Raw genomic sequence first — 12518 nt, 5'->3', positions numbered from 1 at the left:
GGGCGGCTTCTAGGCCGTTGGGATGATTTCGATGACTACGCCGGGCCGCTGCTGCTTCTGGTGACGAGCATCGGTGGCGGCGTGCATTCGTCTCCGACGGTCTCGCCTTCGACGGTTCGCCTCAGCAGCGACGCGGCCAGAGCGCCGAATTCCGCTATGGGACGGCGGACCGCGCTCAGCGCGGGCCGGACCAGGCGGCACAGCACCGAATCGTCCCAGGCGACCAGCGAAACGTCGCCCGGCACCGAGATGCCGAGTTCGTGGGCGACCCCCAGCGCGGCCACGGCCATCACGTCGTTGTCGAAAACCAGCGCGGTCGGCGGGCGGCGCGAGACCAGCACCCGCCGCGCGGCGCTCGCGCCCGCCTCGTCGGAGTAGTCGGTGTGCACCACTTCCGCGCTCTCGAAGCCGAGCCGCTCCGCCGCCCGCCCGAACGCCTCGGACCGCACGCGGGTGTGCATGAACTCGCGCGGCCCGGCCACCCGGACGATCCGGCGGTGCCCGAGCGCGGCGAGGTAGTCCAGCACCTCGTCGATCGCGGCCACGTCGTCGATCCACGCACACGGCATCCCGGGACGCCCGAGCGGCCCGCCCATGACCACCGCGGGCAGCCCCATCGCGGCCACCTCGTCCAGCCGCGCGTCGTCGTCGCGAAGGTCGATCAGCAGCACCCCGTCGACGCGGCGCTCGGCGTGCCAGCGGTGGTAGATCTCCAGTTCGGTGTCGTGGTTCGGGGACACCTGCAGCACCAGCGAAGCCGGTCCGGTGCCGAGTTCGTCCTGGATCCCGGCGATCAGCCGGATGAAGAACGGCTCGGCGGCCAGCGTTTCCGCCGGGCGGTCGATCACCAGGCCGAAGGCCCCCGCCCGGCCGTCGGACAGCGCGCGGGCGGCGGTGCTCGGCGCCCAGCCCAGTTCCGCGGCGATGCCGGTGATCCGGCTGCGGGTGGCGGCCGAGACCCCGGGCCGGTTGTTCAGCGCGTAGGACACCGCGCCCTTGGACACGCCGGCCGCCTTGGCGATGTCGGCGATGGTGGGACGTTTCAAGCAGACCTCCCCGCCTGTGCTCGGGCCACTCTAGCAAGGTGCACTTAACCGGGTAAGTGATCGCTGTTCGTTGACTAGAGCATGTCGCACTGCCTAGGTTGTCCTGCGGGGGTACACCGGTTCTTCACGTCGTTCTTCACATTACTGAACCAGTTCAGCTGCTCAGGCGCGGGAGAGGACCGCCATGGCCACACTACGGTTTCCGCCCGGCTTCACCTGGGGCGCGTCGACCGCGGCCTACCAGATCGAGGGAGCGGGCCCGCCGGGCGCGCGCGGGACGTCCATCTGGGACACCTTCGCCGCCCGTCCCGGTCGTGTCCTCAACGGGGACAACGGCGCTCTCGCCTGCGACCACTACCACCGCTACCCCGAGGACCTGCAGCTGCTCGAAGCGCTCGGCACCGGCGCCTACCGGTTCTCGGTGTCCTGGTCGCGCCTGCAGCACGCCGGGCGAGGGCCGCTCAACCAGCGCGGGATCGACTTCTACTCGCGACTGGTCGACGGCCTGCTCGACCGCGGCATCGAACCGTGGGTGACGCTCTACCACCTGGATCTGCCGCAGCCGCTGGAGGACGCGGGCGGCTGGCCGTCCCGCGACACCGCGCTGCGGTTCGCCGACTTCGCCGCGGCGGTGCACCACTTCCTCGCCGAGCGCGTCACCCGGTTCATCACGGTGAACGAGCCCTGGTGCTCGGCCCTGCTGGGCTACGCGAGCGGCGAGCACGCCCCCGGCCGCACCGATCCGGCCGCCGCCCTGCGCGCCGCGCACCACCTGCTGCTCGGGCACGGGCTGGCGCTCGAAGCCGTCCGGTCGATCGCCCCGGTCGAAGCCGGGATCACGCTGAACCTCGCCCCGGTCGAGGCGGCGACCGAGCACCCCGACGACCTCGACGCCGCCCGCCGGGTCGACGGCCTGACCAACCGGCTCTTCCTCGATCCGGTGATGCGCGGCGAATATCCGGCCGACGTGGTGCGCGACCTTTCTTCGATCAGCAATTTCGGCTTCGCCGCCGACGGCGACCTGGCGGCGATCAGCGCGCCGATGGATTTCCTCGGCATCAACTACTACGCGCCGGAAACGGTGTACGGCACGCCGGACGCACCGCCGGTGGCGCAACCGTCGAGATATCCGGGAGTGAGCAGGCTCGGTTTCCACCACACCGAGCGCCGCACGGCCATGGGCTGGAGCGTCGACGCCACCGGGCTCACCCGCACGCTCGGCCGGCTGACCCGCGACTATCCGCACATTCCGTTGTACATCACCGAAAACGGTGTCGCCTACGACGACGAGGTGACCGGCGGCCAGGTGCTCGACCACGACCGGATCGCCTACCTCGACGAGCACCTGCGCGCCGCGCACGCGGGCATCACCGCCGGCGCCGACCTGCGCGGGTACTTCGTCTGGTCGCTGCTGGACAACTTCGAATGGAATCTGGGCTATTCGAAGCGCTTCGGCCTGGTCCACGTCGACTTCGCCAGTCAGGAACGCATTCCGAAACTGAGCGCGAAATGGTACCGCGACGTGGTTCAGGCGAACGGGCTCGACTGAGCGAGTGTTTTGAACACTGCCTAGGCACTCTGCACGGCCGAGAGCTGGCGGACCACCTTCGCGAAATCGGCCACCAGCGGGTTGTTGCTGGTGGCGGGCCAGGCGAAGGCGATCCGCAGCGGTTCGACGTCGACGATCGGGCGCCAGTCGAGATCGGGCCGGGCGTAGAAGGTGGCCATCGAGCGGGGCCCGATGCACACCGCCGCCGAACCGGCCACGCTCTCCAGCATTTCCTCCACGTTGTCGTTCTCCGGGCCCCACTTGGGTTCCGAGCCGTCCGGCCGCGGGTTGACCGCCCACCAGTCGACCCAGTGGCGCGGTGCCTTCCTGGTCCACATCAGCGGTTCGTCGGCCAGATCGCCGATGCTCACCGTCTCCTGCCCGGCCAGCCGGTGCCCGCTGGCGAACCCGACCATGCGCGGCTCGACGGCGACGATCTCGGCGTGCAGCCCGGCGGTGTCGGCGGGCAGCCAGAGGAACGCGATGTCGACCAGGCCGTCACGCAGCGCCGCCGCTTCGCCGCCCCAGTCGAAGCGCTTGGGCTCGATGGTGACGTCGGGGTGACGCTCGGCGAACAGCTGGCGCGCCTTGGCGCTGAGCGGCCCGGCACCGGTGGCCTCGAAACCGACGCGCAGCACCCGGAGTTCGGCGGCGGCCACGCTGCGGGCGGTGCGCTGGGCGGTCTGCCAGTCCGCGACCAGCCGCCGCGCCGAGGGCAGCAGCGCCTCACCGGCCAGCGTCAGCCGCACCTCGCGGCTGGTCCGCTCGAACAGCGAGATCTTCAGATCGGCCTCCAGCTGCCGGATCTGCCTGCTCAGCGCGGGCTGCGAGACGTAGAGCCGCTCGGCCGCCCTGGTGAAGCTCAGTTCCTCCGCCACCGCCACGAAGTACCGCAGGACGCGGGTGTCGACATCCAACTGCTGGCCCCTCACCGTGATCTATGCGCACAGCTTATGGCCATGGGTCTTGGACCAGGGTGAAAATCCGGTGTCTTCTCGTAGGGTGCGAAAATTTCCTCAGACCACGGACCCGGAGACCGCGAACCCGGCCGAACTCACCCGCGGCCGCCTGCTCCGCGGTGCCGGTCTCGCCGCCGCCGGCACGCTGGCGTTCGGCGGCACCGCCTCCGCGGCCGGGCGGGTGCACCCGAACGTCAAGCTGATCCAGGACTACTACGCCGCCTACGCCGCCGGTGACCTGCAAAAGCTGAGCACCTTCTTCGCCGACGACATCCGCTGGACCATTCCCGGTCACCACCCGCTCTCGGGCACCAAAACCGGGATCACCGAGGTGCTCGCCTTCTTCGCCGAACTGAACCGGGCCGGTTTCCAGGCGCAGCCGATCTTCCTGGCCGCCGACGGCGACTGGGTGGTCGACCTGCACCGCGGCTGGAGCACCCAGCCCGCCGGACTCGACCTCACCTGGGCACTGGCCTTCCGCATCGCCGGGCGCAAGATCGCCGAAGCGGTCAACTTCCCCGGCGACCAGCACGCCGCGGACGCCTTCTTCTGGCGCGCCTACCCGCTGGCCCCGATCCCGGACCGGTTCGCTTGACCTCCACCGCGCTGGAACTCCTACCGTCGGTGGCATGAGCGACGCGCTGATCGTGGTGGATGTGCAGAACCTGTTCGTGGACATGGTCGGGGCGCGGGGCCCCGCCGTGGTGGCCGAGGTCAACCGGCACGTGGCCGAGGCCGTCGAACGGGGCGCGCCGGTGTTCTACACCCGTGACTACGCACCGATCGACCTGCCCGACGGTGATCCGGAAGGGCACACCAGCCTGCATCCGGATCTCGACGTGCGGGGCACCGTGGTGGAGAAGGGGCCGGGGAAACGGGGCGGGTTCTCCGGCTTCCTGCTCGCCCCGGTGCTCGAACCGCAGCAGGGCCACGGTGGCGGCGGGCTCGGCCCGCTGGCCGGGTTGCTCGCGGACACCGGTGCCCGGTCGGTCACCGTGGTCGGCATCGCCACCGACATCTGCGTGGCCGCGACCGCCCGTGACGCCGTCCGGCTGGGCTACCGGGTGACGATCCCGCTCGACGCCACCGCGTACGCGAACCCGGTGACCGGCGGCGAGCACCCCGTGCTCGGGGAACTGCGCGCCGCCGGGGTCACCCTGCTCGCCGGCGCTCAGCCGGTGAAGTTCACGTCACTGCAGAAGTAGTACGACTGGTCCGAGTGACTGGCCTGCCAGATCGTGTAGACGATGTGGCGGCCGGTCCGCGAACCGGCGTTCACGCTGATCAGGGTGTTGCTGGTCGGCGGGGTCTTGCCGACCTCCTTGACCAGTTCCAGGTTGCCCCAGCCCAGTGGCTGGGTGATCGGGTTGTAGCCCTGCTTGGTGATGTAGACCTTGTAGTAGTCGGCACCGTGCAGGGCCTGGTCGAGGATGTTGACGGAGAAGTTGTTCGGCTTGTTCGCCGCCTTCCAGTCACCGACGGCGTCCAGCGAGTTGTACCGGCCGTCTCCGGTCCGGCCGGCGCTGCACAGCTGACCGTCCGGGATGGCGCCCTGGTGGTTGCCCTTGACGTTCTCCCGGTACAGGCCGTTCCAGTTCCACATGGCGTTCGTGTCGTGCTGCCAGGCCTGCCAGCACATCGGGTCCTCGGTGGCCATGGCCGGGTTCTGGAAGTCGTCGCCCCAGCGGTCCCAGCAGCCGTAGTTGCGGGACGGCGGGTCGACGGCCGAGCCGTGGGCGGAGGCGACGCCCGCCGCCCCGGTGAGCACGAGCGCCGCGGCCGAGACCAGTGCCGCGGCGCGGGATCGGGTGGACACGGGTTTTCTCCTTCCGGCGGGGACGGGGCCGGCCGGTCCATCTGTGCAGAGTGGACTGACCGGCCCCTGGTGCCGCTACAGCGGCGGGTACGCGTTCTGCATCAGCTGCTGGAACTGCGCGGAGAACCAGTGCCCGGACAGCGGCGCGTCGGCCAGCGAACCGGACTTGTTGTAGTTGTTCAGCGCGTTGCCCTCGTAGGTGGGGTCGCACATCCGGTCGAAGCCCTTGCCCTCGTCGTTCGGGATCTCCTTGCTCGACCCGTCGGACTCACCCGGCGGCTTCATCCACACGTAGGCGTCGATGCCGGAAGCCGGGGCCGCGGTCGGCCGCTCGCCCAGACCGGCACCGGACTGGTTGCACCAGTTGCCGATGTGGATGCGGCGGTCGTAGCGGCCACCTTCGACGTAGGTGTCCACATTGGTCTTCGGACCGGGGCCGGCCGGCCGCGCGGTGCCGCCCCAGCCGTTGCGCGAGGTGTCGATCAGCATGCCGACCCCGGACGGGAAGCCGACCTTGACCAGTTCCTGGCGGAACGCCTGCGCGAAGGAGAGCTCGTCGACGTACCAGTTCCAGTCGACCCACTTCGACTGGCGCACGGTGGTGCCGTTCACCGTGTCGTTGATGGTGAAGTTGTTCTCCTTGAGCGCCGAGTAGTTCGCCGTGTTCGTGATGAACCCGTGCACGTTCGCCGGCGTGCTGCCCTCGGCCTTGGCGGCCTCGAGGAACTGCAGGGCGGAGGCGTTGAAGTTGTTGTCCCACCCGATCCAGCCGTGGTGGGCCGAGTCGATGTAGTTGTAGACGTTCGGCACCGCGCCGAGCTTGTTCAGCGCGTAGCCGATCCCCTTGACGTAGTTGCCGTTCTGCTTCATCACGTCGCACTTCGGCATGGCCGTCGGGCGCCCGCTGACGTTCGTCACCAGGTTCGGCAGCGAGTCGACCTCGATCGTGGTCACGATGCGCAGGTTCGCGTACTTCGTGTCGGCCATGATCGAGGCGATCGGGTCGATGAACTCGGTCTTGTAGCGCGGCAGCTCGTCCGGCTTCAGCTCACCGTTGGAGGCCAGCGCCGCGCAGTCACGGCCGGGGAGGTTGTAGACCACCACCTGGACCACCAGCGGCTGCCCGCCGGACTGCTCGACCGCGGCGTCGAGGTGGTCGCGAAGGCCCATGCCACCCTTGACGCCCTCGATCGCGGCGATCCGGTCGAGCCAGACCCCGGTCGGCTGGTTCGCGATCCGGCTGCCGCCCGGTTCGGCGTTGGCCTTGGCCGCCCATTCCGGGTTCACGTACACCTTGGCGCCGGCGTAGGGATTGTCCACCCGGGGCGCTGGCGCCGGGGCCTGCTCGGCTCCCGCCGACGCACCCCCGACGCCGGTGAGCAACGCGACCGACGCGAGCGAAACCCCCGCGGCCAGACCACGAAGCAGCCGTTTGGCGGGCGTGCCTCTAGCGAAGGCAGAACGCATGATGACTCCTTTGTCATGATCTTCAGGGAGAGCCTGGGAACGCTCCCAGAACCAGGACTCTAACCCGGGCGGGCCTGCCTCCGGAAGCCCTTTGGCCTAAACTAGTCCAGGCGAGGGAATTTCCCACGGCGGTCGTCGCAAGATCATTCCGACAAGAATGGGGTACCGCTCGCAGATGAATGCGAGCGGTACCCCATTAACGGGAAAACCGCATTACCGCGACGGCCTCGCGGCGGGTCAGGCGGTGGCCAGCTCGTACGCCCGCTGCGGCACGAACTGCCCGGCGGGCGCGATGCAGCCGTCCGCCTCACCGGGTAGCTTGACCCACAGGAAAGCGGCGATCTGGCCGTCGCCGGTCTCGGTGGTGCTCGGGGTGCCGATGGCCCGGCCCGGCGGGTCGCACCATTCACTGCCCGCGGGTCCCTTGCCGTTGCGGGAAGTGTCGATCACCGCGCGCAGGCGGCCGTCGCCGACCGCGCCGAGAACGGACTTCACGAAATTGATCTCGTCCGAAGTATTCCGGTAGTTCGAGACATTCGTGGAGATTCCGTCCGCACTCCCGGAAATGTCGGCCGCTTTCAACCGCGCGGCCGCCTCACCCGGATTCAGCCACGCCGAATGGCCGATGTCGAAGTAGACCTTCGCCTGCCCGGAACCCGCTTTCAGCGCCTTTCCGGCATAAGCCATCGAGGCACTGGTCTCGGCCTGCTGCGCCGGGGTCTGGCAGTTGGTCATCAACGGCAGCACGTCGGGTTCGAGCACGATCGCCGCCGGGCGGCCGGCCAGTCCGGCGGCCACCTGGTCGACCCATTGACGGTAAGCCGGGTGCGACGGCGCACCGCCACCACTCGCGCCGCCGCAGTCCCGGTTCGGCACGTTGTAGACCACCAGGATCGGGATCTTGCCCGCCGCCGCCGCGGCGCCGACGAAACCGTCCACCTGGGATCGAACCGTGCCCGTGTTGGTGGTGGTGAACCACCGTGCCTGGGGAACGCGGGCGATCCGGTCCCGGATGACCGGCGTTCTCGAGTCACCCGGATTCGCGGCCACCCACTGGGCCGAACTCGTTCCGGGGTCCACATAGAACACCGACTCGGCCGCCAGGCCGGAGCCACCGGGAACCACCACCGCGAGGGCGCACACCACCGCGCCCAGTGCGGCGAACCGCTTGCTGATCGCCATCCATACCTCCGAAGTAACCTCGGCGGAACTTGGATGGGAGCGCTCCCAAAGCTTTCTCAGTGTGGCGTCCGTCCCGCCCCGTGTCAAGGTGGGCCCGGCTGGGAGGGTTCCCAGTATCATGCTGGGCAGCAGCGGGAATCCAAGTGGAGTCGGGGAGTCGCAACATGACGAGTACTGGTCGAGCCCGGACGAGCGGGCGCCCCACCCTCGAACAGGTGGCGGTGGAGGCCGGCGTGTCCCGTGGCACCGTCTCCCGGGTGGTGAACGGCTCCCTCGAGGTGAGCCCGCGCGCGCTCAAGGCCGTCCAGGAAGCGATCCAGAAACTGGGCTACGTCCCCAACCAGGCGGCGCGGAGCCTGGTCACCCGACGCAGTGACACGGTGCTGCTGGTGGTCTCCGAATCCGAGGCGCGGGTCTTCGGCGAACCGTTCTTCGGCAGCCTGGTGCGCGGGCTGAGCCAGGAGCTGTCCACCACCTCGCTGCAACTGCAGTTGATGATGGCGAGCACCGCCAGGCAACACGACCGAGTGGAACAATTGGTGCGCAACGGACATGTCGACGGGGTCGCGCTGATCTCGCTGCACGGCGACGACCCGCTCCCCCGCAACCTGGTCGCGGCCGGCGCACCGGTCGCGCTCAACGGCAGGCCGATGTCCGACATCGGCGCCGTGCCCTACGTCGACGCCGACAACCTCTCCGGCGCCAAGGCCGCCACCGAGTACCTCTACCAGCAGGGCAGGCGGCGCATCGCGACCATCACCGGCCCGCAGGACATGGCCGCCGGCATCGACCGCCTCAGCGGCTACCGCTCGGCCCTGCGCGGCCGCCGCGGTGGCGCGCGCCTGGTCGCGCAGGGCGATTTCGGCCAGGCCAGCGGTGAGGCCGCGATGCGCGAACTGTTGGAAAAGGACCCGCAGGTCGACGCCGTTTTCGCGGCGAGTGACCTGATGGCCGCCGGCGCGCTGCGGGCGCTGCGCACCGCGGGCAGGCGGGTGCCCGACGACGTGGCGGTGATCGGGTTCGACGACTCCGACATCGCGCGCAACATCGATCCGACGCTCACCAGCGTGGCCCAGCCGGTCGGCCAGATGGGCCGCGAGCTGGCGAAACTGCTGATCGCCCAGATCCGTGAGCCGGAGACCCGGCTCAGCCCGGTCATCCTGCCCACCGAGCTGGTCACCCGCGAATCCGCCTGAACCGCCTTCCACCAGGCGACGGCCCGGGGTAACACTCCAGACACGGATTCTTGACACCCGGAGAGACCGGCGACACACTCGCCTGCACTGGGAGCGCTCCCATTGAGTGCTCTGCCACAAGACCCATCCGGAAATAGGGGCACAAGTGCGAAACCGGCCAAGAAGAACACTCACCCTGACGACGATCCTCGCGACGACGGCCCTGCTGGCCGGCGCGTGCGGTTCGTCCGGCAGTGGCGAACCGGCGGATTCAGGCGGGCCGATCGAACTGACGATCGCCACCTTCGGCGAATTCGGCTACGAGGAGTTGCTGCGGGAGTACCAGACGATCCACCCCAACATCAAGGTCACCGAGCGCAAGACCGGCAAGGCGGGCCCGCACCACCAGAACCTGATCGCCAAGCTCGGCGCGGGCTCGGGTCTCGCCGACATCGAGGCGATCGAGGAGGGCCACCTGTCCAACGTGCTGGACAAGGCCTCCCGGTTCAACGACCTGAGCCAGATCGGACCGGCCGACGCCGGCGCCGACCGCTGGCTGCCGTGGAAGTACGAGGCGGCCAAGAGCAAGGACGGCAAGCTGATCGGCTACGGCACCGACAGCGGCCCGCTGGCCATGTGCTACCGCAAGGACCTGCTGGAGGCGGCGAACATGCCGTCCGACCCGCAGAGCGTCAAGGCGCTGTTCAGCACCTGGGAGACCTATTTCCAGGCCGGGCAGGAGTACGTGCAGAAGTCCGGCGGCAAGCCGTGGTTCGACTCGGCGGCGCAGAACTTCAACGCCATGGTCAACCAGCAGGAGGTCGGCTACCTCGACCGCAACGACAAGCTGACCCTGGACAACAACGCCGGCATCAAGAAGGCGTGGGACCAGGTGACCGCGGCCGTCGGGCAGGGCCAGTCGGCCAAGCTGACCGCGTTCAGCAACGAGTGGAACAGCGGCTTCAAGGAAGGCGCGTTCGCCACCAAGTCCTGCCCGGCGTGGATGATCGGCGTGATCAAGGAGCAGAGCGGCCCGGACAACGCGGGCAAGTGGGCCGTCACCGACGCCTTCCCCGGCGGCGGCGGGAACTGGGGCGGGTCCTACCTGAGCGTGCCGACCCAGACCAAGCACCCGAAGGAAGCCGCCGAACTGGCCGCCTGGCTGACCGCGCCCGAGCAGCAGCTGAAGGCCTTCGAGGCCAAGGGCACCTTCCCCAGCCAGGTCAAGGCACTGGAGTCGCCGCGGCTGGCCGCGCAGACCGAACCGTTCTTCGCCGGTGAGCCCAAGATCGGTGAGCTGTTCGCCGCGCAGGCCCGCAAGATCGCGCAGCCGCAGTACAAGGGTCCCGGTGACGGGCAGATCCAGGAGAACGTGAGCACCCCCGCGCTGCAGGCGGTGGAGCAGGGCACCGCGCCGGCGCAGGGCTGGCAGCAGCTGGTCGACGGCGCCAAGAAGATCGTCGGGTAACGCACAGATGACCGTTGTGCAGGCCCCGCGGCGGGACGACCGGACTCCGGCCGTCCCGCCGCGGCCCACCTTCCGGCAGCGACTGTCCAAATGGGACGTCAAATTCTCGCCCTACGTCTACATCGCCCCGTTCTTCGTGGTGTTCGGGCTGGTCGGGCTGTTCCCGCTGCTCTACACCGCCTACGTCTCGCTCTACGACTGGGAGATCGGTGACGACGAACCCCCGTTCGTCGGCTTCGACAACTACGTCCAGCTCTTCGGCGACGGCCAGTTCTGGAACGCGGTCGGCAACACGCTGTCGATCTTCGTGCTCTCCAGCGGACCGCAGGTCGTGATCGCGGTGCTGCTCGCCGCGCTGCTGAACACCCGGCTGCGCGGCCCGACGGGCTGGCGGATCGGCATCCTGCTGCCCTACGCGGCCAGCCTGGTCGCCATCGGCATCATCTTCGCCAACCTGTTCGGCAACCAGTACGGCCTGCTGAACTCGATCCTGGAGATGTTCGGCATCGACCGGATCGACTGGCAGGCAGGCACGCTGTCCAGCCACGTGGCCATCGCGACGATGGTGAACTGGCGCTGGACCGGGTACAACGCGCTGATCGTGCTCGCCGCGATGCAGGCCATCCCGAAGGAGATCAACGAGGCCGCGGTCGTCGACGGCGCGGGGCCGGTGCGCCGGTTCATCAGCGTCACGCTGCCGCTGCTGCGCCCGACGCTGATCTTCGTGGTGATCACCTCGACCATCGGCGGGCTGCAGATCTTCACCGAGCCGAAGCTGTTCGACGTCGGGCAGGGCTCGAACAACGGCGGTTCGAGCAACCAGTTCCAGACCGTGACGCTGTACATGTACCAGCAGGGCTTCGAAAACTTCGACCTCGGTTACGCCTCGGCCATCGCCTGGGTGCTGTTCCTGCTGATCGTGGTGATCGCGCTGGTCAACTTCCTGATCACCCGGCGGCTGGCCGCCACCGAAGGAGGGCGTCGATGACGCTGACCACTTCGCGGCCCGCCCCCGCGGCCCGCCCGAAGGTCGCCAAGCTGGGCAGGCCGAACTTCTTCGTCTACGCCACGCTCGCGGTTTTTGTGCTCGGCTCGCTGTTCCCGTTCTACTGGTCGTTCCTGGTGGCCAGCCGGGACAGCGGCATGCTCACCGAACGCGTGCCGCCGCTGCTGCCCGGCGGGAACTTCTTCGCCAACGCGGTCGAGGTGTTCGACTCGGTGGCGTTCTGGAAGTCGATGGGCAACAGCATCCTGGTGGCCACCTCGGTCACCCTGACCACGGTGCTGTTCTCCTCGCTGGCCGGGTTCGCCTTCGCCAAGCTGCGTTTCCGCGGCCGCGACCCGCTGTTCGTGTTCATCGTGGTGACGCTGGCGGTGCCGACGCAGCTCGGTGTGATCCCGCTGTTCATCGCGATGTCGGAACTGGGCTGGGCCGGCGGGCTGCAGGCGGTGATCGTGCCGAACCTGGTCACCGCCTTCGGTGTCTTCTGGATGCGTCAGTACACAGTGGACGCGGTGCCGTACGAACTGGTCGAGGCGGCCAGGGTGGACGGGTGCAGCATGATCCGCATCTTCTGGCACGTCTGCCTGCCCGCGGTGCGCCCGGCGGCCGCGGTGCTGGCCATGTTCACCTTCATGACCTCGTGGAACGACTTCCTCTGGCCGCTGATCGTGCTGGACGCCGGAAACCCCACCGTCCAGCTGGCACTGGAGCAGCTGCAGAGCGGCTACTACACCAACTACTCACTGGTGCTCGCCGGTACCACGCTGGCCACCATTCCCATCTTGATCGTCTTCCTCCTGCTGGGCCGCCAGATCGTGGCCGGCATCATGCAAGGCGCTGTGAAAGGGTGAAA

The 12518-nt window shown here is 68.8% G+C and carries 12 protein-coding genes; 7 read left to right on the top strand and 5 right to left on the bottom strand.

Annotation, left to right across the window (positions count from 1 at the left end; translation table 11 throughout):
- Positions 1-35: 35 nt before the first annotated feature.
- Positions 36-1046, bottom strand: coding sequence for a LacI family DNA-binding transcriptional regulator (locus YIM_RS19710; protein WP_153031755.1), 1011 nt, complete (start codon positions 1044-1046; stop codon positions 36-38).
- Positions 1047-1230: 184 nt separating this feature from the next.
- Here YIM_RS19710 and YIM_RS19705 point away from each other — a divergent pair, with 184 nt between their 5' ends.
- Positions 1231-2595, top strand: coding sequence for a GH1 family beta-glucosidase (locus YIM_RS19705; protein ID WP_153031754.1), 1365 nt, complete (start codon positions 1231-1233; stop codon positions 2593-2595).
- A gap of 20 nt (positions 2596-2615) precedes the next feature.
- Here YIM_RS19705 and YIM_RS19700 read toward each other — a convergent pair whose 3' ends face one another.
- Positions 2616-3512: a LysR family transcriptional regulator gene (locus tag YIM_RS19700; protein WP_153031753.1), complete on the bottom strand. Its 897-nt coding sequence runs from the start codon at positions 3510-3512 to the stop codon at positions 2616-2618.
- An 85-nt stretch (positions 3513-3597) separates the two neighbouring features.
- On the opposite strand from YIM_RS19700, the gene YIM_RS19695 reads away from it, so the two are divergent.
- Positions 3598-4149, top strand: a complete 552-nt coding sequence (locus YIM_RS19695) for a nuclear transport factor 2 family protein (protein WP_228004836.1) — start codon at positions 3598-3600, stop codon at positions 4147-4149.
- A 34-nt stretch (positions 4150-4183) separates the two neighbouring features.
- Complete coding sequence (locus YIM_RS19690; RefSeq protein ID WP_153031752.1) at positions 4184-4759, top strand: cysteine hydrolase family protein; 576 nt, start codon at positions 4184-4186, stop codon at positions 4757-4759.
- Here YIM_RS19690 and YIM_RS19685 read toward each other — a convergent pair.
- From YIM_RS19685 to YIM_RS19675, 3 genes are all read right to left on the bottom strand, one after another.
- A complete protein-coding gene (locus tag YIM_RS19685) occupies positions 4726-5370 on the bottom strand; it encodes a lytic polysaccharide monooxygenase (RefSeq protein WP_153031751.1) in 645 nt (214 codons plus the stop codon). The genes YIM_RS19690 and YIM_RS19685 overlap by 34 nt on opposite strands.
- A gap of 75 nt (positions 5371-5445) precedes the next feature.
- Positions 5446-6690: a glycoside hydrolase family 6 protein gene (locus YIM_RS19680; RefSeq protein WP_304506027.1), complete on the bottom strand. Its 1245-nt coding sequence runs from the start codon at positions 6688-6690 to the stop codon at positions 5446-5448.
- Between the two features lie 384 nt (positions 6691-7074).
- Complete coding sequence (locus YIM_RS19675) at positions 7075-8019, bottom strand: glycoside hydrolase family 6 protein (protein ID WP_228004835.1); 945 nt, start codon at positions 8017-8019, stop codon at positions 7075-7077.
- Positions 8020-8234: 215 nt separating this feature from the next.
- Here YIM_RS19675 and YIM_RS19670 point away from each other — a divergent pair, with 215 nt between their 5' ends.
- The 4 genes from YIM_RS19670 (at position 8235) to YIM_RS19655 (ending at position 12516) form a co-directional block, all read left to right on the top strand.
- On the top strand, positions 8235-9215 hold the full coding sequence (locus YIM_RS19670) for a LacI family DNA-binding transcriptional regulator (protein WP_255462995.1): 981 nt from the start codon (positions 8235-8237) through the stop codon (positions 9213-9215).
- 145 nt (positions 9216-9360) lie between these two features.
- Positions 9361-10662 (top strand): extracellular solute-binding protein, encoded by a 1302-nt coding sequence (locus YIM_RS19665; RefSeq protein ID WP_370468998.1) that lies wholly within the window; start codon positions 9361-9363, stop codon positions 10660-10662.
- A gap of 7 nt (positions 10663-10669) precedes the next feature.
- Positions 10670-11650, top strand: coding sequence for a carbohydrate ABC transporter permease (locus YIM_RS19660; protein ID WP_153031748.1), 981 nt, complete (start codon positions 10670-10672; stop codon positions 11648-11650).
- Complete coding sequence (locus YIM_RS19655) at positions 11647-12516, top strand: carbohydrate ABC transporter permease (protein ID WP_153031747.1); 870 nt, start codon at positions 11647-11649, stop codon at positions 12514-12516. Before YIM_RS19660 ends, YIM_RS19655 begins: the two co-directional genes overlap by 4 nt.
- The last annotated feature ends 2 nt before the right edge of the window (positions 12517-12518 follow it).

The organism is Amycolatopsis sp. YIM 10, from assembly GCF_009429145.1.
Classification (GTDB): domain Bacteria; phylum Actinomycetota; class Actinomycetes; order Mycobacteriales; family Pseudonocardiaceae; genus Amycolatopsis.
This window is presented reverse-complemented; position numbering and strand designations above follow the sequence as displayed.

Coding starts and splice junctions, on each gene's coding strand:
- YIM_RS19675 (WP_228004835.1), bottom strand. CDS start 8,019: ATGGCGATCAGCAAGCGGTTCGCCGCACTGGGCGCGGTGGTGTGCGCC.
- YIM_RS19690 (WP_153031752.1), top strand. CDS start 4,184: ATGAGCGACGCGCTGATCGTGGTGGATGTGCAGAACCTGTTCGTGGAC.
- YIM_RS19655 (WP_153031747.1), top strand. CDS start 11,647: ATGACGCTGACCACTTCGCGGCCCGCCCCCGCGGCCCGCCCGAAGGTC.
- YIM_RS19705 (WP_153031754.1), top strand. CDS start 1,231: ATGGCCACACTACGGTTTCCGCCCGGCTTCACCTGGGGCGCGTCGACC.
- YIM_RS19660 (WP_153031748.1), top strand. CDS start 10,670: ATGACCGTTGTGCAGGCCCCGCGGCGGGACGACCGGACTCCGGCCGTC.